Origin of the sequence: Pseudomonas sp. PS02288, from assembly GCF_029959715.1 — a bacterium.
Taxonomy (GTDB): Bacteria; Pseudomonadota; Gammaproteobacteria; order Pseudomonadales; family Pseudomonadaceae; genus Pseudomonas_O; species Pseudomonas_O kuykendallii.
Genome location: NZ_JASCPA010000068.1, coordinates 1 through 22,658, shown reverse-complemented (window position 1 = coordinate 22,658; position 22,658 = coordinate 1). Strand labels below are relative to the sequence as shown.

The following is a 22,658-nucleotide window of genomic DNA, read 5'->3' as shown; positions in this document are numbered from 1 at the left end:
GGCGCACCCTACGCGTGTGCGGTGCCGTAGGGTGCGCCACGCGCACCGAGGCAGGCTGCGGCGAAAGCGGGTCGACCGGGCATCCCTGTCGCGTGGCCCGAAGCCACCCTGCAGCCGGGATTCCCCCGGTGCGCACGGCGCACCCTACGCGTGCGCGGTGCCGTAGGGTGCGCATGCGCACCGCAGCAAAGCTGATCGACCAGACAAACCCCGGCAGGCCCTCTAGAATCATCGGCCCTTCCGTCTTCAGGACTGCTGCATGTCCACCGCCAACCCGCGCCGCGGTTATCTGCTGGGTATCGCCGCCTACACCGCCTGGGGTCTGTTCCCGCTGTACTTCAAGATGCTGCAGGCGATTCCGGCGATCGAGATCATCGTCCACCGGGTGCTCTGGTCGGCGCTGTTCGGCGCGCTGCTGCTGACGGTCTGGAAGCATCCCGGCTGGTGGCGCGAACTGCGCGACAACCCGCGGCGTCTGGCGGTGCTGGCCGTCAGCGGCTCGCTGATCGCCTGCAACTGGCTGGTCTACGTCTGGGCGGTGAACAACGGGCGGATGATCGAAGCCAGCCTGGGCTACTACATCAACCCGCTGGTCAACGTGATGCTCGGTCTGCTGCTGCTCGGCGAGCGCCTGCGCCCGTTGCAGTGGCTGGCGCTGGGCCTGGCGGCGCTCGGCGTGGCGCAGCAGGTCTGGCAACTGGGCAGCCTGCCGTGGGTATCGCTGGTGCTGGCGCTGACCTTCGGTTTCTATGGGCTTATTCGCAAGCAGGCGCCGGTGGCGGCGTTGCCCGGGCTGGTGGTGGAAACCTGGATGCTGCTGCCGCTGGCGCTGCTCTGGCTGATCCTCGGGCCGTCCGGCGTGAGCACCCAGGCGAGCTTCTGGAGCACGGCGGATGCGTTCTGGCTGGCGCTCGCCGGGCTGATCACGCTGTTCCCGCTGATCTGCTTCAACTCGGCCACGCGACACCTGCCGTTCACCTCGCTGGCGTTCCTGCAATACCTCTCGCCGACGCTGGTGCTGCTTCTCGCGGTGGTGGTCTACGGCGAGCACTTCGACCCGGTGCGCCTGCTTTCCTTCGCCTGCATCTGGCTGGGCCTGCTGGTCTACAGCGTTGACATCTGGCGTGGCCTGCGCCGCGCCCGCGCGGCGAGCTGAGCGGACGTCAGACGTCGGTCCGCAGGTTCAGCTCCACCATCAGGTCATCCGCCAGGGTCTCCAGGCGCTCCTGCAACAGGTCGAGGGACAGCTCCAGCGGCACCGCCAGCATCGCCTCGGCGTGGAACAGCGGCTCGCTGCTCATCGGCGCCGGCAGCACTTCGGTGATCAGGCTTTCGAGGTTGACGTCGTGTTCGGCCAGCAGCCGGGTGATGTCGCGGACGATGCCCGGCCGGTCGTTGCCGACCAGGTCGAGAAGGATCGGCTTGCCGCTGCGTTGCGGCTCGCCGCCCTCGGCCAGCTGGACGCGGATGCCATGGGTCTGCAGTGCCTGCAGGGCGTCGCTCAGGCCGCGATGGCCGGCCGCCGGCACCGACACGCGAAGAATCCCGGCGAACTGCCCGGCCATGCGCGACATGCGGCTTTCCAGCCAGTTGCCGCCATGATCGGCGACGCAGGCGGCGAGGCGTTCCACCAGGCCGGGCTGGTCCGGGGCGATGACGGTGATTACCAGATTGTCCATGCGGAGGTTCCTTTGGGTCGAAGGCGGCGGCCGCGGTTCAGGCGTCGGGCAGGGCCAGCCAGTAGGTGAGATAGACCTCGTCGCGCACGTAGCCGAGGCTTTCGTAGAGCGCCTGGCCGGCGAGGTTGGTCTTCGCGGTCTCCAGTTGGATGCCGCAGGCGCCGCCGAGTTGCGCGAGTTGCCGGGCGGCGTTCATCAGCGCGCGGGCCACGCCCAGGCGGCGGGCGCTCTCGGCGACGTAGAGGTCGCTGAGCAGCCAGGAGGGGCGCAGCGCCAGCGAGGCGAACAGCGGGTAGAGCTGTACGAAGCCCTGCGCCTGGCCCTCGTCATCCCGGGCGATCAGCAGCCGCGAGTCGCCCCGCTCCAGGCGCGCGGCGAGGAACGCGCGGATCGGCTCCTCTGCCTGTGGCACCTCATAGAACTTCAGATAGCCGCCGAAGAGGCGGGTCAGATCATCCAGATCGGCAGGGTGTGCGAGGCTTACCGGCATGCGTCAGGTCTCCGTGGGCAAGGGCTGAGTATAGGCCGGCGCGGGCCGATGCCAGGGCGCTTTCGGCGGCTCCCGGCGGCCCCCTGATTTTTCCGCAGGCATCATGTAGTATCCGCCGATCCGCACTACAAGATCGTCCAGCCAGGCAGTGCTGGCCCCGAAAAGAGAGAGGAAGATGATGACGGAACGTGTTCAAGCCGGCGGCCTGCAGGTCGCCAAGATCCTCTTCGACTTCGTCAATGACGAGGCGATTCCCGGCACCGGCATCGACGCCGACGCGTTCTGGGCCGGCGCCGGAAAACTCATCGACGAACTGGCGCCGAAGAACCGCGCGCTGCTGGCCAAGCGCGACGAGCTGCAGGCGCAGATCGATGCCTGGCACCAGGCGCGTGCCGGCCAGGCTCACGACGGCGCGGCCTACAAGGCGTTCCTCGGCGAGATCGGCTACCTGCTGCCGGCGGTGGAGGATTTCCACATCGCCACCGAAAACGTCGACGACGAGATCGCCCGTATGGCCGGCCCACAGCTGGTGGTGCCGGTGATGAACGCGCGCTTCGCCCTGAACGCTTCCAACGCCCGCTGGGGCTCGCTGTACGACGCGCTCTACGGTACCGACGCGATCAGCGAAGAGGGCGGCGCCAGCAAGGGCCCGGGCTACAACGAAGTGCGCGGCGCCAAGGTGATCGCCTTCGCCCGTGCCTTCCTCGACCAGGCCGCGCCGCTGGCCAACGGCTCCCACGTCGACGCCACGGCCTACGTGGTCTACGGCGACAAGCTGGTGGTCAACCTCAAGGGCGGCGATGAAACCGGCCTGCAGGACGAGTCGCAGTTCATCGGCTTCCAGGGCGACGCCGCACAGCCCAAGGCCGTGCTGCTCAAGCACAACGGCCTGCACTTCGAGATCCAGATCGATCCTTCCAGCCCGGTCGGCCAGACCGACGCCGCCGGCGTCAAGGACGTGCTGATGGAGGCCGCGCTGACCACCATCATGGACTGCGAGGACTCCGTCGCCGCGGTCGATGCCGAAGACAAGGTGCTGATCTACCGCAACTGGCTGGGCCTGATGAAGGGCGACCTCGCCGAAGGCATCAACAAGGGCGGCAAGGTCTTCACCCGCGTCATGTACGCCGATCGCAACTACACCGCGGCCGACGGCAGCGCGCTGACTCTGCACGGCCGCTCGCTGTTGTTCGTGCGCAACGTTGGCCACCTGATGACCAACGACGCGATCCTCGACGGTGCCGGCAACGAGGCGCCGGAAGGCATCCTCGACGCGCTGTTCACCAGCCTCGCGGCGATCCACAACCTCAACGGCAACACCACGCGCAGCAACAGCCGACGCGGCTCGGTGTACATCGTCAAGCCGAAGATGCACGGCCCCGAGGAAGTGGCGTTCACCAACGAACTGTTCGGTCGCGTCGAGGACGTCCTCGGCCTGCCGCGCAACACCCTCAAGGTCGGCATCATGGACGAGGAGCGCCGCACTACGGTCAACCTCAAGGCCTGCATCAAGGCCGCCCGCGATCGCGTGGTGTTCATCAACACCGGCTTCCTCGACCGCACCGGCGACGAAATCCACACCTCCATGGAAGCCGGGCCGATGGTGCGCAAGGCGGCGATGAAGGGCGAGAAGTGGATCGGCGCCTACGAGAACAACAACGTCGACGTCGGCCTCGCCTGCGGCCTCGCCGGGCGTGCGCAGATCGGCAAGGGCATGTGGGCGATGCCGGACCTGATGGCGGCGATGCTGGAACAGAAGATCGGCCATCCGAAATCCGGCGCCAACACCGCCTGGGTGCCGTCGCCGACCGCCGCGGCGCTGCACGCGCTGCACTACCACCAGGTCGACGTGTTCGCCGTGCAGGCTGAACTGGCGCAGCGCGCGGCGGCCTCGGTGGACGACATCCTCACGATCCCGCTGGCGCCGAACCGCGACTGGTCGGCGGCGGACATCCAGAGCGAGCTGGACAACAACGCCCAGGGCATCCTCGGCTACGTGGTGCGCTGGGTCGAGCAGGGCGTCGGCTGCTCCAAGGTGCCGGACATCCATGACATCGGCCTGATGGAAGACCGCGCCACCCTGCGCATCTCCAGCCAGCACATGGCCAACTGGCTGCGCCACGGCGTGGTCAGCGAGGAGCAGGTGCGCGCCAGCCTGGAGCGCATGGCGCCGGTGGTGGATCGGCAGAATGCCGGCGATCCGGCCTACCGGCCGATGGCACCGGACTTCTCCAGCAGCGTAGCGTTCCAGGCCGCGTTGGAGCTGGTCCTGGAAGGCACTAAGCAGCCCAACGGCTACACCGAGCCGGTGCTGCACCGCCGTCGTCGCGAGTTCAAGGCCAAGCAGGCCCGCTGAACGCATTGCGGATGCTCCGCGCTCCCGTTCACGGAGCGCGGGGCGTGGGCCGCGAAACGTCGGCCTTTGCCTTCCGCCAAGCGTTCGAGCAACCGCATCAGCCGCCTTTCGAGGCGGCTTTTTTATGCGCGGCTATCGCCGCCTAGAGCGCCTTCGCCATCTCCGTGGTGCCTTTCCAGCCCAGTTCGGCGTACATCGGCTTGCCCATTTCGGTGGCATGGAGGATGGCGAACGGCAGCGCGCGGCGGGCGAATTCCGCTTCCGCCAGTCGCATCAGTTCACGCCCCAGGCCGCGCCGCCGATGGCTGTGTTCGACATAGACGTTGAGCACGTAGCCGCGCTGGTCGTGGCGCGGGTGCGACGGGTGCGGCGGCCAGTCGATGGCCATCAGGCCGATGCCGGCGACCGGTGTTTCGCCGTCCAGCAGGACAAAGCCGAAATAGCGCCCGTCCGCCAGGCGCGGCGCGAGCCAGGGTCGAAAATGCTCGGTCATCACCGCCAGCGTGGCCGCGTCGCGGCCGGCCTCGTGGAACATCGCATGACGGTGCCGGCAGATCAGTTCGAGGTCGCGGACATCGACCGGACGGTGCGGCAAGACGGACATGGGGCGGCTCCTGTGAAGGGTGTCTGGCGGCGATCCTAACCTGCGGCCCGGTCGCCGGAAATGACGCCGGCCTCGGCCCGGGCGCTCGCGACGGCACTCAGCGCGCTTCGTGAAGGAACACCTTGAAGGCCTGCCAGAGCGCGCTGCGATAGCGCTCCGGGTGCCACACCAGGGAAAAGGTGCGGGTCAGTTGCAAGTCGTTTTGCAGGGCGAGCAGTTCGCCGCGCTCCAGCTCGCCGGCGATGCTCAGGCGCGACATGCAGCTCAGGCCGAAACCGGCGCGCACTGCCTGCTTGATCGCCTCGTGCTGGCTAAGCTCCATGCGCACCCGTAGCCGTTCGGTGTGGTGCAGCACCGCCGACTCGAAGATGCTGCGGGTGCCTGAGCCGGGTTCGCGCAGAATCCACGGCTCGTTCTGGATGTCCTCGTCGCTCAGCCGTCCGCCGCGGGCGAGGGGATGCGCGGGGGCGCAGACCACGAGCATTTCGTCCTGGCGCCAGACTTCCCAGGCCAGCCGCGGCTCGCTGCACTGGCCTTCCACCAGGCCGAGGTCGGCCTCGAAGCGGAGGATGTCGCCGATCACTTCGCCGGTGTTGCGCAGGCGCAAGTGCAGGTTGGCGTCGGGGTGCGCCTCGCTGAAGCGCCCGGCGAGCGAGGGCAGCAGGTAGTTGCCGATGGTGGCGCTGGCGGCGATGTTGAGGGTGCCCTGCAGCGATCCCTGCGGCTCGCGCGCCGATTCGACGAACTGGCCGAGCTCGTGCAGCAGGCTCTCGGCCTGGGGCAGCAGGCGCCTGCCGACATCGTTGAGCTGCAGGCGACGCCCCTGGCGATCGAAGAGGATGACGCCCAACTGGTGCTCGAGGTCGGCGAGCGACTGGCTGGTGGCCGACTGCGAGAGGTTGAGCTTTTCCGCAGCGTTGCCGAGGCTGGTGTCCTTGGCCACGGCTACGAAGACCTGCAGCTGGCGGAAGGTGACGCTCGGGTTCATTTCACTTTTTCCGATCAGTCATATCGTTATAACCGTTTCGCAGCAGCACCTATTCGCCCATAGCCTGACCACATTCGCAAGCCTGGAGGTGGTTTTCATGTGGCAGGGTCTGCTCCTTTGTAGCGTACTGACGGCGCTAGGCTACGGTCTTTCGCAGGTGCCGCTGCTCGCCCACAGCGGTTTCAGCCCCCTGGTGTTCTCGTTGTTGCTCGGCCTGCTGGCGGGCAACCTCGGTGTCATCCGTTCGCTGTCCGGCGTGCGTCCGGGTTTGTCTTTCTGCACGCGCTGGCTGCTGCGCGGCGGCATCGTGCTGTTCGGTCTGTCGTTGACCCTGCAGCAGATATTCGCCCTCGGGCCCTGGGTGCTGGTGCTCGACGTGCTGGTGATCGGCTGCGTGCTGACGCTGGGTTACCTGATCGGCACCCGGCTGCTGAAGCTGGATGCGGAAACCACCCTGCTGACCTGCGCCGGCAGCGCGATCTGCGGGGCCGCGGCGGTGCTGGCTACCGAGGCGACGATTCGCTCGCGGCCGGCGGCGACCTCGATGGCGGTGGCCACCGTGGTTCTCTTCGGCTCGCTGTCGATGCTGGTCTATCCGCTGCTCTACCCGCTGGTGGGGCTGGACGAGGCGCGATTCGGCATCTACATCGGCGCCACCGTGCACGAGGTCGCCCAGGTGGTGGCCGCTGCCGACGCCGTCGGGCCGGATGCGCTGGCGAATGCGGTGATCGTGAAGTTGCTGCGGGTGCTGCTGCTGATTCCCTTCCTGCTGATCGTCGGCCAGTGGTGGCTGCGGCGCGGCCATCCGGCGGCGATGGGCATCGAGGGCAAAGGCCGCCTGGTGATTCCGTGGTTCGCCTTCGGCTTCCTGGCGATGGTGCTGTTCAACAGCTACGTCCAGCTGCCCGCCGAACTGCACCGCGGGCTGATCCTGATCGGCCAGATCGCCCTGGCGATGGCGATGGCCGCGCTGGGCTACGAGACGCGTCTGGAGAAGCTGGCCGCGCTGGGCGTGCGGCCGTTCATCCTGGCCCTGTGCCTGTTCGTCATGCTTACCGGCGGAGGGCTGCTGATGACCGTGCTCTGCTTCGGCTGAACAGGCCGCCGGACTAGCCGGGCAGCGGCGCGGGCTCCACCGGTACGCTGGCGTCCTGGCCCACCGCGATCACCCGGCGCAAGGTGACGGGGATCGATTTCGCCGCCGGCACCTTGGCTTTTTCCGCGTGGTGCCAGAGCGGGATCAGCGCGTTGCATTCGGGGTAGTAGCCGGCGCAGCAGCCTTCGGGAATGTCGTAGGGCGTCACCCGCAACGGCCCGACCTCGCGGTGCACGCCGTCGTCCACCGCGGTGCTGACCTGCACCTTGTCGCCTTCGGCCAGGTTGAGTCGGGCGATGTCGTTGCGGTGCATCAGCAGTACCGCGCGGGTGCCGTGGATACCGCGAAAGCGGTCGTTGTAGCCGTAGACGGTGGTGTTGAACTGGTCGTTGCTGCGGATCGTCATCAGGTTCAGCACGTCGCGGCGCTCCGGGCGCTGCTCGACATCGTCGTCCACCGACAGGGTGTGCGGCTCGATGAAGTTGGCCTTGCCGTTGCTCGTCTTCCACTGGCGCTGGCTGGCGCCGAGCGGACGGTGGAAGCCGCCGGGTTCCATCATCCTGACGTTGAGGTCATGGAAGGTCTCCGGGTAGGTCGCGGCAATGGCGTCGCGCACCAGGCCGTAGTCGGCCACCCAGGCATCCCAGTCGATGGCCGGGTTCGGCGCCAGGGTGGCCTTGGCCAGCGCGGAGATGATCGCCGGCTCAGACAGCAGGTGCTCGCTGGCCGGTGCCGCCACGCCGCGCCAGGCACGGATGCAGGCGGTGCTGTCCTCGGTGGTGTGGCGCTGCTCGCCGCTGGCCTGGACGTCGACCTCGGTTCGCCCCAGGCACGGCAGCAGGTAGGCCTTCTCGCCGTGGACCAGGTGGCTGCGGTTTAGCTTGGTGGCGATCTGCACGCTGAGCTTGAGCGACGACCAGGCCGGCTCGAGGCGGCCGGTGTCGGGAATCGCGCGGATGAAGTTGCCGCCCAGGGCGACGAAGGCCTTCACCTTGCCCGCGACTATCGCTTCGCAGGCCTCCACGGTGTTCATCCCGTCCTCGCTCGGCGGCTCGAAGCCGAAGCGCTCGCGCAGCTTGTCCGCCGGCACCTGCGCGGCCTTCTCGGTGATCCCCACGCTGCGCTGGCCCTGCACGTTGGAGTGGCCGCGCACCGGACAGATGCCGGCGCCTTCCTTGCCCATGTTGCCGCGCAGCAACAACAGGTTGACCAGCATCTGCACGTTCAGCACGCCGTGGCGGTGCTGGGTCAGGCCCATGCCGTATACCGCGATCACCCGTTCGCAGCCCGCATAGACGGTGGCGGCGGCCTCCATGGCGCCGCGGGTCAGGCCGCTGCGGCGTTCCAGCAACGGCCAGGCATAGCCACGGATACGCCGCTCGAAGGCGGCGAAGCCTGCCGTGTGCTCCTCGATGAAGGCAACGTCGAGCACGCGCGCGGCCCCGCGCTCGCGGGCCGCGTCGTCCATTTCGAAGAGTGCCTTGCAGATCCCGGCGATGGCGGCGATGTCGCCGCCGATCTCAAGCTGGTGATACTGGGTGCTGACCACGATGGATTCGCCGGTGGCCATCTGCACCGGCGACTGCGGGTTGGTGAAGCGCTCCAGCCCGCGTTCGCGCAGCGGGTTGAAGGTGATGATCGGCGCATTGCGTTTACGCGCGGCCTCCAGCTCATGGAGCATCCGCGGGGCGTTGCTGCCGGTGTTGTGGCCGAAGAACAGCAGGCCGTCGGTCTTCGCGAAGTCGTTCAGCGTGACGGTGCCGACCGGCACGCCGATGCTTTCCGGCAACGCGATCGAGGTGCTCTCGTGGCACATGTTCGAGCTGTCCGGCAGGTTATTGGTGCCGTACAGGCGCGCATACAGCGCCCACATGTAGGAGGCCTCCAGCGAGGCGCGGCCGGAGGCGTAGAACACTACTTCATTAGGGTCGGCATAGCCTTTGAGTTCGGCGCCGATCTCGGCGAACGCCTGCGCCCAGCTGATCGGCAGGTAGCGGTCGCTGGCGGCGTCCCAGCGCAGCGGTTCGGTCAGGCGCCCCTGCTGCTCGAGTTCGTAGTCGCTCCAGTTGCGCAGTTCGCGCAGCGTATGTCGGGCGAAGAACTCCGGGCCGCAGCGCAGTTGGGTGACTTCCCATGCGGTGGCCTTGGCACCGTTCTCGCAGAAGGACAGCGGTCGGCTGGGGTGCGGCTTGGCCCAGGCGCAGCTTACGCAGGCGAAGCCGTCGATCGGTTTGTTCTGTTTCAACAGCGCCTTTCCGGCGGCGAGAGGCGCGCGTTCGCGCAGCAGTATCTCGCCCACCGAATGCGCCGAACCCCAGCCACCGGCCGGGCCCTTGTAGGGCTTGAAGCGCGCTTTGCGCATGCAGTTTCTCCTCGGCCGCCGACGCGGGGTTCGCTCGGCATCCGAAGTTACGACGCAACGCTGCGCAGGATGGTTCAGGAAGGCCGACGAGGGAGCGCCGGCTGGAGATTCGGTCCTAGGCGCCGCCGCGGAAACCCAGCTGGCGCCAGGCTTCGTAGACCGCGACGGCCACCGTGTTGGAGAGGTTCAGGCTGCGGCAGTCGGGCCGCATCGGCAGGCGCAGGCGCTGCTCGACCGGCAGGGCGTTGCGGATATCTTCCGGCAGGCCGCGGCTCTCGGGGCCGAAGAGGAAGGCATCGCCCTCGCGGTACTCGACCTCATGGTGCGGGTGCGAACCTTTGGTGGTGAAGGCGAATACCCGCGGCTGGCCGAGGCTTTCCAGGCAGCTGGGCAGGTCGGCGTGACGCTGCAGGGTGGCGTACTCGTGGTAATCCAGGCCCGCGCGGCGCAGGCGCTTGTCGTCCAGCTCGAACCCCAGCGGCTCGATCAGGTGCAGGCTGCAGCCAGCGTTGGCACATAGCCTGATAATGTTGCCGGTGTTGGGTGGAATTTCCGGTTGAAAAAGGATCACGCGAAACATGCACGGCTCCGAGTCTGAAGACGGGCTCCATTCTACCCTCGAGGATGACCCGCGACCGCGCATGTGGTGGCGCTTTCTCCTGGCCTTGGCACTGTTCGGCCTGCTGCTGGGGATGATGATCGGTCGCCTGAATGCGCCACAGCCTGCATTGCTGCAGCGGGTCGAAGTCCTGCCCGGGGCGCTGGTGCTGTGGTTCGACCACGAGCCGAAGGTCTTCGTCGAGCGTATCGACGGCACGCTGGCGATGCTCATCGAGACCCGGGGCAAGGAGGCGGGCGGCCAGTTGCTGCTCGACGGGCGTCCGGTGAACTGGAGGATTGTGCGTGTGGAGCGTGGGTTGTTGCTCAATCTTGTCGCTGCCCTGCCTCTGCACGGCGCCCTGAAGGGCGCGGCAGAGGAGGGAGGATGGCGGCTGGAGATCAGCCTGCGAGCGGAATAAAAGAGGGGAATCCCCGGCCTGCCTGTACCAAGGCCCCCGAAAAACGGTGGTATCTGGCTTATTGCATCTGCTGTGCCAGTTCCGTACGGATGCCCGAAATCTGCAGGCCTTCTTTTTTAAGTCCTTTAAAATCAATAGCTTGTGCTTCCATTGTTGTGAAAATCGAGCGGGTTTGATGCTTCTCCGTCGTTTGCGCGAGGCGAATGCGCGGCACGGTGCGTGTTCAACATCTGTGCACCGTGCATTCAGGTTGTGCATGACAAGGTCATCGGCAGGGTGGATTCGGGTAAGCGGTTTGCGCCGCCGCGGCAGAGACAGGGCGCACTTCCCGTCGGCCCGTTCCCGCTGGCGGGTTGGCAGGAGCCGCGAGGCAATAAAAAAGCAGACCGAAGTCTGCTTTTGTTCCAGCGCGACGCGGCTCAGCTTTCTTCGCTGTCGTCGTCGTCGCCGCCGTCGATCTTCATGCCCAGTTCCTTGATCTTGCGCGTCAGGGTGTTGCGACCCCAGCCGAGCAGAACCGCGGCATCGCGGCGGCGGCCGGCGGTGTGCTTGAGCGCGGTCTCGATCATGATCCGCTCGAAGGTCGGCACGGCACTGTCGAGCAGGCTCGACTGGCCGCGCGCCAGGGCCTGGTCGGCCCACTGGCGCAGGGCCTGCTCCCAGTTGGTCACCGGCGCGGCATCCTGCGGCTGGGTGAGCAGTTCCGGGGGCAGATCGTCGATGTGCACTTCGCGACCTGACGCCATCACCGTGATCCAGCGGCAGGTGTTCTCCAGCTGGCGCACGTTGCCCGGCCAGTGCAGATTCTGCAGGTAATCCTCGGTTTCCGGCTTCAGCAGCTTCGGCTCGACCGCCAGCTCCAATGCGGCGCGGGCGAGGAAGTGGCGGGCCAGCGCGGGAATGTCCTCGCGGCGATCGGACATCCGCGGGATGTGGATGCGGATGACGTTGAGGCGGTGGAAAAGGTCTTCGCGGAATTTCCCCGCCTGCACCAGGTTTTCCAGGTTCTGGTGGGTCGCGGCGATGATCCGCACGTCGACCTTGACCGGCGTATGCCCGCCGACCCGGTAGAACTCGCCGTCGGCCAGCACGCGCAGCAGGCGGGTCTGGGTGTCGGCCGGCATGTCGCCGATCTCGTCGAGGAACAGCGTGCCGCCGTCGGCCTGCTCGAAGCGCCCGCGACGCTGGTTGGCCGCGCCGGTGAACGCACCTTTCTCGTGGCCGAACAGCTCGGACTCCATCAGGTCCTTGGGAATCGCCGCCATGTTCAGCGCAATGAAAGGCGCCGCGGCGCGCGGGCTGTGGCGGTGCAGAGCGTGGGCGACCAGCTCCTTGCCGGTGCCGGACTCGCCGTTGATCAGGACGGTGATGTTGGAATGCGACAGGCGACCGATGGCGCGGAACACCTCCTGCATCGCCGGCGCCTCGCCGATGATTTCCGGCGTCCGGGCGATGCTCGCCGGCGCTTCCAGACCCTGCTGTTCCTGGGCATGAAGGAAGGCGCGCTTGACCAGCGAAACCGCCTCGTCCACGTCGAACGGCTTGGGCAGGTATTCGAAGGCGCCGCCCTGGTAGGAGGCCACCGCGCTGTCCAGATCGGAATGCGCGGTCATGATGATCACCGGCAGGCGCGGGTACAGCTCGCGGATCTGCGCCAGCAGATCGAGGCCGCTGGAGCCGGGCATGCGGATGTCGGAAATGATCACGTCCGGCTGCTGGCGAGTCAGCCGATTGAGCACGCTGTCGGCGTTGTCGAAGCTCTGGACGTTCATCCCCTCCTGCTGCAACGCCTTTTCCAGGACCCAGCGGATGGAACGGTCGTCATCGACGATCCAGACGGTTTCGCTACGGCTCATGTGACGCTGCTCCTTGTTCCAGCGGCAGGAAGATCGAGAACACGGTGTGGCCGGGATGGCTTTCGCATTCGATCAGTCCCTGGTGCTGACTGATGATGTTCTGGGTGATCGCGAGGCCGAGCCCGGTACCGTCCGGGCGGCCACTGACCATGGGGTAGAAGATGGTGTCCTGCATGTCGGCGGGGATGCCCGGCCCGTTGTCGATGATTTCCAGCTTCGCCACCAGGCGATGGCGGATGTAGCCGATCGTGAACTGGCGCAGGGTGCGGGTACGCAGGGAAATCCGTCCCAGGTGCAGGTCGTTCTGCGCCGACAGCGCCTGCATCGCGTTGCGCACGATGTTGAGCACTGCCTGGATCATCTGCTCGCGGTCTATCAGCACCTCGGGAATGCTCGGGTCGTAGTCGCGAACCAGGGTGATGCGTCCCTGGCTTTCCGCCTCGACCAGGCTGCTGACGCGCTCCAGCACTTCGTGGACGTTGGTCATCGACAGAGACGGCAGCTTGTTCGAGCCGAGCATGCGGTCGACCAGATTCCGCAGGCGGTCGGCCTCCTCGATGATGACGTTGGTGTAGTCCTTGAGGTGTTCTTCCGGCAGCTCGCGGGCGAGCAACTGGGCCGCGCCGCGAATGCCGCCCAGCGGGTTCTTGATCTCGTGGGCGAGGCCGCGCACCAGCAGTTTGGTGGTTTCCTGCTTGGACAGCTGCGCCTCTTCCTTGGTGATCCGCAGCAGACGATCGCGCGGGTGCACTTCCAGAAGCAGCAAGGTCTCGTTGCGGGTGATGATCGGCGTTACCGCGTAGTCGACCGTCTGCATCTGGCCGGTGAGCGAGGTGAGGGTGGCTTCGCGCTTGGTGAAGGGATGGGCCTGCTCGACCGCCTGGCGCAGCGAATGCAGCGCCTCGGGCGACTCGGTGAACAGTTCGCTGATGAACTGCCCGTGGCTGCGCTGCCCGCTGACGGCCAGCAGCATCTCCGCCGCCGGGTTCATGTACTCGAGCCGCAGTTCGGCGTTGAGCAGCAGGGTCGCGGTGGTGAGATTGTCGAGCAACAACCGGTGCAGGGGAGAATCGTTGGTCATGAGTGCGCAGGTCTCAAAGGATGCTGGAAAAATGCAAAAAGCAAACCAAGCCCTGAAAAGACGCGCTTTTATGGCCGAAATCGTCCGGCAAGCTGTTTTTCGGCGCAAAAAAAAGCCGGATAGTGGGCTTATTTGGGGACAGTATAAAAATCAGTGCACTGTCGCGCTCTTTATTGGTGCGCAACTTTGCCTTAGATGAACGGGATGAAGGGGATGTCTCGTTTTTCCGGAGGTTTATCCTTCAACGGGCACTCCGGTCGCACGCCCCAGTCGTCCTTCTTGCACGGATTGACGTTGCGTTTCTGCGCCAGGCTCGGACGCTGTACGTGGAACGGCTGGCTCGGCGTCCGCTCCAGAACGACGCCGGCGGCGTCGACGATTTCCACCGACAGCTGATGCGTACCGCGGTCCTGCGTGGCGAGTGGGAACACGGGGCTGCGCGTCGGTTCGCCGACCACCTTGCCATCCAGATACAGCCGGAAATTGTGGCCGGGCAGCAGGTTCGGCTCGCTGGTCACGGTGACGATCAGCTTGCCATCACCATCGCGAAGGGTCGCATCCGGTTCGGGAACCAGGATGCGCAGCAGGTCGTAGCGCGGCGCAGCCACCGGCGCAGTGGCGGGAGGTCGCATGTGGATCGTCGCCGGCGCCGAGGTCATCGCGTTGGGCGGCGCCAGCTCGACGCGCTTGGCGTTGTCGCCCGCCCGAGGCTGGTCGGTGAACACGCGGTTCCCGGCGGCATCGACGTAGGTGTACACCTCTGCGGCCGCAGGCAGCGCGGCCAGGAGCAGGGCGAAAAGCAGGCGGGCGTTCGGCACTAGTTGCTGGGCCTCGGTGGTGGCGGTGGGGACGGCGGTGGACGCAGCGCCGGGCTCTGGGTGTTGACCCGTTGCACGCTGAAGGTGATGGGCGCGCTCTGCTGGATCGACTGCCCGCCGCTGAGGACCTGGACGGCCAGGCTGTGCTCGCCGCGATCGATGTTGCTCAGTGGCAGGCGCAGCGAGGAATAGGGCACGCCATACGGGTTGCCATCCAGCAGCAGGCGCAGCGTATGACCCGCACTCAGTTCGGGTTGCAGGATCACATCCACGCTGAAGCTGCCATTGTTGGCGCGGATGGCCTCGGTGGTGGGCACGTTCAGCTGCAGTACCGCGTACGGCGGCTGATCCGCCTGCTGCTGGTCGGAGCCCTGGCTGGGGGGCGGATTGGGTGTCTGGATATCCACGGTGTTGGTCGGCGGCAGCTGGATGGTTTCCGCCTGGGTGCCGTCCGGCGGTTGGTTGGTGAACACCGTCTTGCCGTTGGCATCGATGTATTTGTAGATCTGCGCGGTTGCCGGCAGGGTCAGCAAGCAGAGAAGGCAGGCAATCAACAGGCGCATCGGTGCGGCTCCGTGAGTGGACGCCTTAAGCCTTGCACCCCCGCGCCCGGCTTGCAAGGCGGATGAGCCCGAAAGCCTCGGCATCCTCCGGGCCGCGCAGAGACTTTTCGAGCGCCCATGAAAAAGGCCTCCCGAGGGAGGCCTTTCGCTGACGCTACTGGCTTAGACGCTGTAGTACAGGTCGTATTCCAGCGGGTGCACGAAGGTGCGCACCTTGATTTCTTCTTCCGATTTCAGCTCGATGTAGGCATCGATGAAGTCGTCGGAGAACACACCGCCCTTGGTCAGGAACGCGCGGCCCTTGTCCAGCTCTTCCAGGGCTTCCTTCAGGCTGCCGCAGACCTGCGGGATCTGGCTCGCCTCTTCCGGCGGCAGGTCGTACAGGTTTTTGTCGGCGGCATCGCCGGGGTGGATCTTGTTCTGGATACCGTCCAGACCGGCCATCAGCAGTGCAGCGAAGGCCAAGTACGGGTTGGCAGCCGGATCCGGGAAGCGCGCTTCGATGCGGCGGGCTTTCGGGCTGTTGACGTACGGGATGCGGATCGAGGCGGAACGGTTACGGGCCGAGTAGGCCAGCATGACCGGTGCTTCGAAGCCCGGGACCAGACGCTTGTAGGAGTTGGTCGACGGGTTGGTGAAGCCGTTCAGTGCCTTGCCGTGCTTGATGATGCCGCCAATGAAGAACAGGGCGGTGTCGGACAGGCCGGCATAGCCTTCGCCAGCGAAGGTGTTCTTGCCTTCTTTGGAGATCGACAGGTGGACGTGCATACCCGAACCGTTGTCGCCGTACAGCGGCTTCGGCATGAAGGTAGCGGTCTTGCCGTAGGCGTCGGCGACGTTGTGCACGCAGTACTTCAGGGTCTGCACTTCGTCGGCCTTGGCGACCAGGGTGTTGAACAGCACGCCGATTTCGTTCTGGCCGGCAGTCGCCACTTCGTGGTGGTGAACTTCGACCTTCAGGCCCATCTCTTCCAGTGCGTTGCACATGGCGGTACGGATTTCGTGGTCGTGGTCGACCGGCGGTACCGGGAAGTAGCCGCCCTTGACGCCCGGACGGTGACCTTTGTTGCCGCTTTCGAAATCACCGTCGGTGTTCCAGGAAGCCTGCTCGGAGAAGATCTTGAACATCGAGCCGGAGATGTCCGACTTGAACTTCACTTCGTCGAATACGAAGAATTCCGGCTCCGGACCGACGAACACCTTGTCGCCGATACCGGTGGACTTGAGGTATTCCTCGGCGCGGCGAGCGATGGCGCGCGGGTCGCGATCGTAGCCTTGCATGGTGCTCGGCTCGATGATGTCGCAGACCAGGATCAGGGTCGGCTCTTCGGTGAACGGATCGAGCACGGCGGTGCTGTCATCGGGCATCAGGATCATGTCGGAGGCTTCGATGCCTTTCCAGCCGGCGATGGAGGAGCCATCGAACATCTTGCCGTACTCGAAGAAATCGTCGTCCGCATCGCGTGCCGGCATGGTGACGTGTTGCTGCTTGCCCTTGGTGTCGGTGAAGCGCAGATCAATCCACTTCACATCGTTATCTTTGATCAGTTGAAGCGACTTCGACATGTTGTCCTCCAGGTGAAAGGCTGGGAGCGGTTGGCATACCCCCAGTATCAGTTGATGCCGGGGCAGGGATACTCCGCCAGGGCAACCTGCCTCACAAGGGAGCAATTAGCATGCCAGCGCCCCGAAATGGTAACGAGCCCGAAACACGTGATTTTTCAGGGGGTCAAAGGCAATCGAAGGAGGGTGTGCGCCTTTAATTGGTGCGTGATGTTTTTTGATTGCATTGTATTGGTGCGTCGCTGGGTGATTCGATAATCACTGATTAAACCTTGAGCAATTTTCCGCTATAATCCGCCCCCCTCTTTTTCGGCTGCTTCGTGCACGCGCTGTTTCCATGAAACTCATCGTCAAGGTCTTCCCGGAAATCACCATCAAAAGCCGGCCGGTGCGCAAGCAGTTCATCCGTCAGCTGGCGAAGAATGTGCGCACGGTTCTGCGCGACCTTGACGCTGACGTGAGTGTTGAAGGCGTGTGGGACAACCTCGAGCTGCTGACCCGTGTGGAGGACCCGAAGGTCCTGCGCCAGATCATCGAGCGGCTGACCTGCGTTCCGGGCATCGCCCATTTCCTCGAAGTGCATGAATACCCGCTGGGCGATTTCGACGACGTGCTGGAGAAGTGCAAGCTGCATTTCGGTGACCAACTGGCTGGCAAGGTCTTCGCCGTGCGTTGCAAGCGCGCCGGCAAGCACAGCTTCACCTCGATGGAAATCGAACGCTACGTCGGCAGCCAGCTGCGTCAGCAGTGCGGTGCTGCCGGCATCTCGCTGAAGCAGCCGGAAGTCGAAGTGCGCATGGAGATTCGGCACGAACGTTTGTTCGTCATCCATCACCAGCACAATGGCATCGGTGGTTACCCGCTGGGTTCGCTGGAGCAGACGCTGGTACTGATGTCCGGCGGATTCGACTCCACGGTGGCGGCCTATCAGATGATGCGTCGCGGCTTGCTCACGCACTTCTGCTTCTTCAATCTTGGCGGTCGTGCCCATGAGCTGGGGGTGATGGAAGTCGCTCATTACCTGTGGGACAAGTTCGGCAAATCGCACCGGGTGCTGTTCATCAGCGTGCCGTTCGAGGAAGTGCTCGGCGAGATTCTGGAGAAGGTCGACAACAGCCAGATGGGCGTGGTGTTGAAACGCATGATGCTGCGCGCCGCCACGCGCCTGGCCGAAGATTTGCAGATCGATGCGCTGGTGACCGGCGAGGCGATTTCCCAGGTGTCCAGCCAGACGCTGCCGAATCTCTCGGTGATCGATTCGGCCACCGACATGCTGGTGCTGCGCCCGCTGGTCGCGGCGCACAAGCAGGACATCATCGACACCGCCTACGAAATCGGCACCGCCGAGTTCGCCAAGCACATGCCGGAATACTGCGGAGTGATCTCGGTAAACCCGACCACCCGTGCCAAGCGGGCGCGCATCGAATACGAAGAAAAGCAGTTCGACATGGCCATTCTCGAGCGGGCGCTGCAGCGTTCACGGCGGATGACCGTGGACCGGGTGATCGACGAACTGGGGCAGGACGTCCAGGTCGAGGAGATCGCCCAGGCTTTGCCGGGGCAGGTGGTGATCGACATCCGTCACCCCGACGACCAGGAAGAGGCGCCGCTCGAACTGTCCGGCATCGAAGTGCGCAACCTGCCGTTCTATGCCGTCAACAGCAAGTTCAAGGAACTGGATGAAAACCGCCAGTACCTGCTGTACTGCGACAAAGGCGTGATGAGCCGCCTGCACGCTCACCATCTGCTCAGCGAGGGGCATGCGAATGTACGTGTTTATCGCCCGTCTTAAGCAGCCCGGGCTGTTCGGCGGCAGTATCCGCCACCGCCCTCCCGACGCCTGAGCCCTACCGTTTCAGGCCCCGTTTCCGAGATCGGCGATGGGGAAAGCACGCTTCCAGCCCGGACCTTCAGCCCGGTGCCACAAACGAGATATAGAACTGTGATCGAGAATCTCCGCAACATCGCCATCATCGCCCACGTCGACCATGGCAAAACCACCCTGGTGGACAAACTCCTGCGCCTGTCCGGCACCCTGGACCGCAAAGAGCTCGAAAGCGAGCGCGTGATGGACTCCAACGACCAGGAAAAAGAGCGTGGCATCACCATTCTCGCGAAGAACACCGCGCTGAAGTGGAATGGCTATGACATCAACATCGTCGACACCCCCGGCCACGCCGACTTCGGTGGTGAAGTCGAGCGCGTGATGTCGATGGTCGACTCCGTGCTGCTGGTGGTCGACGCCCAGGACGGCCCGATGCCGCAAACCCGTTTCGTGACCCAGAAGGCGTTCAAGGCCGGCCTGCGTCCGATCCTCGTGGTGAACAAGATCGACCGTCCGGGCGCGCGTCCGGACTGGGTCATCGACCAGATCTTCGACCTCTTCGACAACCTCGGCGCCACCGACGAGCAGCTCGACTTCCCGATCGTCTACGCCAGCGCCCTGAACGGCATCGCTGGCCTCGATCACGAGAAGATGGACGACCACATGGATGCCCTGTTCCAGGCCATCGTCGACCACGTTCCGCCGCCGAAGGTCGATATCGACGGCCCGTTCCAGATGCAGATCTCGCAGCTGGACTACAACAGCTTCCTCGGCGTCATCGGCATCGGTCGTATCGCCCGCGGCAAGGTCAAGACCAACACCCCGGTCGTAGCCATCGGCGCCGACGGCAAAAAACGTCAGGGCCGCATCCTGAAGATCATGGGTCACTCGGGTCTGCACCGTGTCGAAGTCGCCGAAGCCCAGGCCGGTGACATCGTCTGCGTCAGCGGCATGGACGAGCTGTACATCTCCGACACGCTTTGCGACCTGCAGGCCATCGAAGCCCTGCCGCCGCTGTCCGTCGACGAGCCGACCGTTTCCATGACCTTCCAGGTCAACGACTCGCCGTTCTGCGGCAAGGAAGGCAAGTTCGTCACCAGCCGCAACATCAAGGAGCGTCTGGAGAAGGAGTTGCTGCACAACGTCGCCCTGCGCGTCGAGGAGGGCGATTCGGCCGACAAGTTCAAGGTCTCCGGCCGTGGCGAGCTGCACCTCTCCGTACTGATCGAAACCATGCGCCGTGAAGGCTTCGAGCTGGCCGTCGGCCGTCCGGAAGTGGTGATCAAGGAAGTGAATGGCGAGAAGCAGGAGCCCTACGAGAACGTCATCATCGATATCGAAGAGCAGCACCAGGGGCCGATCATGGAGCAGATGGGTCTGCGCAAGGCCGACCTGACCAACATGGTTCCGGATGGCAAGGGTCGTATCCGCCTGGAATACACCGTGCCGGCACGTGGCCTGATCGGTTTCCGTAACGCCTTCCTGACCATGACCTCCGGCAGCGGCGTGCTGACCAGCACCTTCAGCCACTACGGTCCGATCAAGGTCGGCGACGTCGGCCACCGCCTCAACGGCGTGCTGGTTTCGATGGCCACCGGCAAGGCGCTTACCTATTCGCTGGAAACACTGCAGGATCGCGGCAAGCTGTTCCTCGAGCCTGGCCAGGACATCTACGAAGGCCAGCTGTGCGGCATCAACAGCCGTGACAACGACCTGGTGATCAACCCCACCAAGGGCAAGAAGCTCGACAACATGCGCGCTTCGGGCAAGGACGAAACCATCGCTCTGGTTCCGCCGATCAAGTTCACCCTGGAGCAGGCGCTGGAATTCATCGACGACGACGAGCTGGTCGAAGTGACGCCTAAGTCGATCCGTCTGCGCAAAAAGTTCCTCAACGAAAACGACCGCAAGCGCGCCAGCAAAAGCTGATAGCGCTCGCGTTTTACGACAAAGGCGCCTTATGGCGCCTTTTTCGTTTCCGGCTTTCCATTTTCACATACTCGTAGGGCCGTTTCGTGAGTGCTCATCAAAGGCTTGGCGATCATTAGATTATGGTATTAATATAAGCTCACGATCTCTTACTTGCGGAGCAACACATGAGCGTCCCTTCACGAAAAGGCGTGGCACTGGTTACCGGAGCTTCCAGCGGAATCGGCGCCGGCTATGCGCAGCGTCTCGCTCAACGCGGCTACGATCTGCTGCTGGTGGCGCGCGACGAGCAGCGCCTGAATGCGCTGGCTGCGCGTCTGGGCAGCGAGACTGGGGTGAAGGTCGAGGTGCTGCGCGCCGACCTGACCGACAAGGCGGATCTGCTGCGCGTCGAGCAGCGCCTGCGCAGTGACGACTCGATCAGCCTGCTGGTGAATAACGCCGGCATCGCCGTGAAGGGTACGACGCTGGAAACCAATCTGGACGCCTTCGAGCAGATGGTCCAGCTCAACGTGGTCGCCCTGACGCGGCTGGCGATGGCCGCCGGCACGCGTTTCGGTGCGGCTGCCGGCGGCACGCTGATCAACATCGCCTCGGTGCTGGCGCTGGCGCCGGAGTTGTTCAACGGCCCCTACAACGCCACCAAGGCTTATGTGCTCAGCCTCACCCAGAGCCTGCAGAACGAGCTGGTGCCGCTGGGCGTTCGCGTCCAGGCGGTGCTGCCGGGAGCGACCCGGACGGAAATCTGGGAGCGTGCCGGGCTGGACGTGGACGGCTTCCCGGCGAGCATGGTGATGGAAACCATGGAGATGGTCGATGCCGCGCTGGCCGGTCTCGATCTGGGCGAGAACGTCACCATCCCTGCGCTGCCGGACGTTGCCGACTGGGAGGCGTTCGCTGCCGCGCGCCTGAAGTTGATGCCCAACCTGTCGCTGAGCCAGGCCGCCAAGCGCTACAAGTCGACGGGCGAAGACGCCGCCTGAAGTTCCCCCGGACGCTGCGGGTACGCAGCGCCCTTACGCCTGCCGTGAACCTTTGCGGCGGGCTTTTTATTATCTGGGTGTCCGGTTTTTCCGGCGCCCCGGAGGCTGGATATGACTGCAACGAGAATCGTGGTGACCGGCATGGGGTTGGTCTCGCCGCTGGGTTGTGGGACCGAAATCGTCTGGCGCCGCCTATTGGCCGGTCAGTCGGGCATCAGGCGGCTGCCTGACGATGTCGTTGCCGACCTGCCTACGGCGATTGGCGGTGCGGTGCCGACGTTGGAGGAAGACCCTGAGGCCGGGTTCGATCCGGTGCGCGCCGCGCCAGCCAAGGAACGCAAGAAAATGGATCGCTTCATCCTGTTTGCCCTCGCCGCCGCCCGCGAGGCGCTGGAGCAGGCGAACTGGTTCCCGCAAAGCGCTGCGCAGCAGGAGCGCACGGCGACTATCATCGCGTCTGGTATCGGCGGTTTCGGCACCATCGCCGAAGCGGTGAGGACGACCGACAGCCGGGGGCCGCGGCGCCTCTCGCCGTTCACCATTCCGTCCTTCCTGGTCAATCTCGCGGCGGGTCACCTGTCCATCCAGCATGGCTTCAAGGGGCCGCTGGGTGCGCCGGTCACCGCGTGCGCGGCGGGCGTGCAGGCGATCGGCGATGCGGCGCGGATGATTCGCGCGGGTGAAGTGGACATCGCCGTGTGCGGTGGCGCTGAGGCAGCGATCGACCGTGTCAGCCTGGGTGGTTTCGCCGCGGCCCGGGCACTGTCGAGCGAGTTCAACGAGACGCCCGAGCGCGCCTCGCGGCCGTTCGACCGTGATCGCGACGGCTTCGTCATGGGCGAGGGCGCCGGTGTGCTGGTGATCGAGTCGCTCGAACATGCGCTGGCCCGGGGCGCGCTGCCGATCGTCGAGCTGGTCGGCTACGGCACCAGTGCCGATGCCTATCACCTCACCGCCGGGCCGGAAGATGGCAATGGCGCGCGTCGCTCGATGGAGCTGGCGCTGCGCCAGGCGGACATCGCGCCTGCGCAGGTGCAGCACCTCAACGCCCACGCCACCTCGACACCGGTCGGTGACAAGGGCGAGTTGGCGGCGATCAAGGCGCTGTTCGGCGCGGAAGGCGGTATTGCGGTGACGTCTACCAAGTCCTCCACCGGCCATCTGCTCGGCGCTGCCGGCGGTATCGAGGCGATCTTCACCGCCCTGGCGCTGCGCGATCAGAAGGTCCCGGCGACGCTCAACCTGGAGCACCTCGACGAGGCGGCGCAGGGTGTCGACATCGTTCACGGAGCGGCGCGCCCGATGCGCATCGAGCATGCGCTGTCCAATGGCTTCGGTTTCGGTGGGGTGAACGCCAGCGTGTTGTTCAGGCGCTGGCAGGGCTGAGCCAGTGGCCGGTATCGATCACCCCGCGGGGCGATCGATGCCGGCAGGCTCCGTCAGCCT

Annotated in this window: 21 protein-coding genes; 9 read left to right on the top strand and 12 right to left on the bottom strand. The window is 65.2% G+C overall.

The window, feature by feature from the left end:
• Positions 1–259: 259 nt before the first annotated feature.
• Entirely contained in the window at positions 260–1,156 is an 897-nt protein-coding gene (gene rarD / locus QMX85_RS20700) for an EamA family transporter RarD (RefSeq protein WP_282344071.1), read from the top strand.
• Between the two features lie 7 nt (positions 1,157–1,163).
• Here rarD and QMX85_RS20695 read toward each other — a convergent pair whose 3' ends face one another.
• A complete protein-coding gene (locus QMX85_RS20695; protein ID WP_282344070.1) occupies positions 1,164–1,679 on the bottom strand; it encodes an ACT domain-containing protein in 516 nt (171 codons plus the stop codon).
• 37 nt (positions 1,680–1,716) lie between these two features.
• The gene (locus QMX85_RS20690) at positions 1,717–2,169 is read right to left on the bottom strand and encodes a GNAT family N-acetyltransferase (protein WP_282344069.1); all 453 of its coding nucleotides are present in this window, start codon (positions 2,167–2,169) and stop codon (positions 1,717–1,719) included.
• Positions 2,170–2,347: 178 nt separating this feature from the next.
• Between QMX85_RS20690 and QMX85_RS20685 the strand changes: the two genes are divergently transcribed.
• On the top strand, positions 2,348–4,525 hold the full coding sequence (locus tag QMX85_RS20685; RefSeq protein WP_282344072.1) for a malate synthase G: 2,178 nt from the start codon (positions 2,348–2,350) through the stop codon (positions 4,523–4,525).
• Between the two features lie 142 nt (positions 4,526–4,667).
• Here the strand turns inward: QMX85_RS20685 and QMX85_RS20680 are convergent, their stop codons facing one another.
• Positions 4,668–5,129: a GNAT family N-acetyltransferase gene (locus tag QMX85_RS20680; RefSeq protein ID WP_282344068.1), complete on the bottom strand. Its 462-nt coding sequence runs from the start codon at positions 5,127–5,129 to the stop codon at positions 4,668–4,670.
• Between the two features lie 97 nt (positions 5,130–5,226).
• The gene (locus QMX85_RS20675; RefSeq protein WP_282344067.1) at positions 5,227–6,117 is read right to left on the bottom strand and encodes a LysR substrate-binding domain-containing protein; all 891 of its coding nucleotides are present in this window, start codon (positions 6,115–6,117) and stop codon (positions 5,227–5,229) included.
• A 97-nt stretch (positions 6,118–6,214) separates the two neighbouring features.
• Here QMX85_RS20675 and QMX85_RS20670 point away from each other — a divergent pair, with 97 nt between their 5' ends.
• The gene (locus QMX85_RS20670; RefSeq protein WP_282344066.1) at positions 6,215–7,213 is read left to right on the top strand and encodes a putative sulfate exporter family transporter; all 999 of its coding nucleotides are present in this window, start codon (positions 6,215–6,217) and stop codon (positions 7,211–7,213) included.
• Positions 7,214–7,226: 13 nt separating this feature from the next.
• Here the strand turns inward: QMX85_RS20670 and QMX85_RS20665 are convergent, their stop codons facing one another.
• Together QMX85_RS20665 and trmL are read right to left on the bottom strand one after the other, a co-directional pair.
• Positions 7,227–9,575, bottom strand: coding sequence for an FdhF/YdeP family oxidoreductase (locus QMX85_RS20665; protein ID WP_282344065.1), 2,349 nt, complete (start codon positions 9,573–9,575; stop codon positions 7,227–7,229).
• A 115-nt stretch (positions 9,576–9,690) separates the two neighbouring features.
• Positions 9,691–10,155 (bottom strand): tRNA (uridine(34)/cytosine(34)/5-carboxymethylaminomethyluridine(34)-2'-O)-methyltransferase TrmL, encoded by a 465-nt coding sequence (gene trmL, locus QMX85_RS20660; protein ID WP_273233742.1) that lies wholly within the window; start codon positions 10,153–10,155, stop codon positions 9,691–9,693.
• On the opposite strand from trmL, the gene QMX85_RS20655 reads away from it, so the two are divergent.
• Positions 10,154–10,594 carry a hypothetical protein gene (locus QMX85_RS20655; RefSeq protein ID WP_282344064.1) on the top strand — a complete coding sequence of 147 codons (441 nt, stop codon included), beginning with the start codon at positions 10,154–10,156 and terminating at the stop codon, positions 10,592–10,594. The two genes, trmL and QMX85_RS20655, sit on opposite strands and share 2 nt — an antisense overlap.
• A 58-nt stretch (positions 10,595–10,652) precedes the next feature.
• Here the strand turns inward: QMX85_RS20655 and QMX85_RS20650 are convergent, their stop codons facing one another.
• The 3 genes from QMX85_RS20650 to glnL form a co-directional block, all read right to left on the bottom strand.
• Positions 10,653–10,808, bottom strand: a complete 156-nt coding sequence (locus tag QMX85_RS20650) for a hypothetical protein (protein ID WP_282344063.1) — start codon at positions 10,806–10,808, stop codon at positions 10,653–10,655.
• A gap of 205 nt (positions 10,809–11,013) precedes the next feature.
• Positions 11,014–12,450, bottom strand: coding sequence for a nitrogen regulation protein NR(I) (ntrC, locus tag QMX85_RS20645; protein WP_090225045.1), 1,437 nt, complete (start codon positions 12,448–12,450; stop codon positions 11,014–11,016).
• On the bottom strand, positions 12,440–13,531 hold the full coding sequence (gene glnL / locus QMX85_RS20640; protein WP_090225047.1) for a nitrogen regulation protein NR(II): 1,092 nt from the start codon (positions 13,529–13,531) through the stop codon (positions 12,440–12,442). The genes ntrC and glnL overlap by 11 nt, the downstream gene beginning before the upstream one ends.
• Here glnL and QMX85_RS20635 point away from each other — a divergent pair.
• Positions 13,530–13,730 carry a hypothetical protein gene (locus QMX85_RS20635; protein WP_282344062.1) on the top strand — a complete coding sequence of 67 codons (201 nt, stop codon included), beginning with the start codon at positions 13,530–13,532 and terminating at the stop codon, positions 13,728–13,730. The two genes, glnL and QMX85_RS20635, sit on opposite strands and share 2 nt — an antisense overlap.
• Here QMX85_RS20635 and QMX85_RS20630 read toward each other — a convergent pair.
• From QMX85_RS20630 to glnA, 3 genes are all read right to left on the bottom strand, one after another.
• A complete protein-coding gene (locus QMX85_RS20630; protein WP_282344061.1) occupies positions 13,723–14,349 on the bottom strand; it encodes a DUF4124 domain-containing protein in 627 nt (208 codons plus the stop codon). The genes QMX85_RS20635 and QMX85_RS20630 overlap by 8 nt on opposite strands.
• Entirely contained in the window at positions 14,349–14,912 is a 564-nt protein-coding gene (locus QMX85_RS20625; protein ID WP_282344060.1) for a DUF4124 domain-containing protein, read from the bottom strand. The genes QMX85_RS20630 and QMX85_RS20625 overlap by 1 nt, the downstream gene beginning before the upstream one ends.
• Before the next feature lie 162 nt (positions 14,913–15,074).
• Complete coding sequence (glnA, locus tag QMX85_RS20620) at positions 15,075–16,478, bottom strand: glutamate--ammonia ligase (RefSeq protein WP_090225052.1); 1,404 nt, start codon at positions 16,476–16,478, stop codon at positions 15,075–15,077.
• 334 nt (positions 16,479–16,812) lie between these two features.
• Here glnA and thiI point away from each other — a divergent pair, with 334 nt between their 5' ends.
• The 4 genes from thiI (at position 16,813) to fabF (ending at position 22,598) form a co-directional block, all read left to right on the top strand.
• Positions 16,813–18,267, top strand: a complete 1,455-nt coding sequence (thiI, locus tag QMX85_RS20615) for a tRNA uracil 4-sulfurtransferase ThiI (protein ID WP_282344059.1) — start codon at positions 16,813–16,815, stop codon at positions 18,265–18,267.
• A gap of 150 nt (positions 18,268–18,417) precedes the next feature.
• Positions 18,418–20,229, top strand: a complete 1,812-nt coding sequence (gene typA / locus QMX85_RS20610; RefSeq protein ID WP_282344058.1) for a translational GTPase TypA — start codon at positions 18,418–18,420, stop codon at positions 20,227–20,229.
• Between the two features lie 167 nt (positions 20,230–20,396).
• Positions 20,397–21,212 carry an SDR family oxidoreductase gene (locus QMX85_RS20605; RefSeq protein ID WP_282344056.1) on the top strand — a complete coding sequence of 272 codons (816 nt, stop codon included), beginning with the start codon at positions 20,397–20,399 and terminating at the stop codon, positions 21,210–21,212.
• A gap of 111 nt (positions 21,213–21,323) precedes the next feature.
• The gene (fabF, locus tag QMX85_RS20600; protein ID WP_282344054.1) at positions 21,324–22,598 is read left to right on the top strand and encodes a beta-ketoacyl-ACP synthase II; all 1,275 of its coding nucleotides are present in this window, start codon (positions 21,324–21,326) and stop codon (positions 22,596–22,598) included.
• The last annotated feature ends 60 nt before the right edge of the window (positions 22,599–22,658 follow it).

What these genes read in the sequence shown, in the direction of transcription:
- QMX85_RS20670 (WP_282344066.1), top strand. Translation starts at nt 6,215, where the DNA reads ATGTGGCAGGGTCTGCTCCTTTGTAGCGTACTGACGGCGCTAGGCTAC.
- QMX85_RS20685 (WP_282344072.1), top strand. Translation starts at nt 2,348, where the DNA reads ATGACGGAACGTGTTCAAGCCGGCGGCCTGCAGGTCGCCAAGATCCTC.
- QMX85_RS20635 (WP_282344062.1), top strand. Translation starts at nt 13,530, where the DNA reads ATGAGTGCGCAGGTCTCAAAGGATGCTGGAAAAATGCAAAAAGCAAAC.
- QMX85_RS20625 (WP_282344060.1), bottom strand. Translation starts at nt 14,912, where the DNA reads ATGCGCCTGTTGATTGCCTGCCTTCTCTGCTTGCTGACCCTGCCGGCA.
- glnA (WP_090225052.1), bottom strand. Translation starts at nt 16,478, where the DNA reads ATGTCGAAGTCGCTTCAACTGATCAAAGATAACGATGTGAAGTGGATT.
- QMX85_RS20655 (WP_282344064.1), top strand. Translation starts at nt 10,154, where the DNA reads ATGCACGGCTCCGAGTCTGAAGACGGGCTCCATTCTACCCTCGAGGAT.
- QMX85_RS20665 (WP_282344065.1), bottom strand. Translation starts at nt 9,575, where the DNA reads ATGCGCAAAGCGCGCTTCAAGCCCTACAAGGGCCCGGCCGGTGGCTGG.
- glnL (WP_090225047.1), bottom strand. Translation starts at nt 13,531, where the DNA reads ATGACCAACGATTCTCCCCTGCACCGGTTGTTGCTCGACAATCTCACC.
- QMX85_RS20605 (WP_282344056.1), top strand. Translation starts at nt 20,397, where the DNA reads ATGAGCGTCCCTTCACGAAAAGGCGTGGCACTGGTTACCGGAGCTTCC.
- thiI (WP_282344059.1), top strand. Translation starts at nt 16,813, where the DNA reads ATGAAACTCATCGTCAAGGTCTTCCCGGAAATCACCATCAAAAGCCGG.
- trmL (WP_273233742.1), bottom strand. Translation starts at nt 10,155, where the DNA reads ATGTTTCGCGTGATCCTTTTTCAACCGGAAATTCCACCCAACACCGGC.
- fabF (WP_282344054.1), top strand. Translation starts at nt 21,324, where the DNA reads ATGACTGCAACGAGAATCGTGGTGACCGGCATGGGGTTGGTCTCGCCG.
- ntrC (WP_090225045.1), bottom strand. Translation starts at nt 12,450, where the DNA reads ATGAGCCGTAGCGAAACCGTCTGGATCGTCGATGACGACCGTTCCATC.
- QMX85_RS20680 (WP_282344068.1), bottom strand. Translation starts at nt 5,129, where the DNA reads ATGTCCGTCTTGCCGCACCGTCCGGTCGATGTCCGCGACCTCGAACTG.
- QMX85_RS20675 (WP_282344067.1), bottom strand. Translation starts at nt 6,117, where the DNA reads ATGAACCCGAGCGTCACCTTCCGCCAGCTGCAGGTCTTCGTAGCCGTG.
- rarD (WP_282344071.1), top strand. Translation starts at nt 260, where the DNA reads ATGTCCACCGCCAACCCGCGCCGCGGTTATCTGCTGGGTATCGCCGCC.
- QMX85_RS20695 (WP_282344070.1), bottom strand. Translation starts at nt 1,679, where the DNA reads ATGGACAATCTGGTAATCACCGTCATCGCCCCGGACCAGCCCGGCCTG.
- QMX85_RS20690 (WP_282344069.1), bottom strand. Translation starts at nt 2,169, where the DNA reads ATGCCGGTAAGCCTCGCACACCCTGCCGATCTGGATGATCTGACCCGC.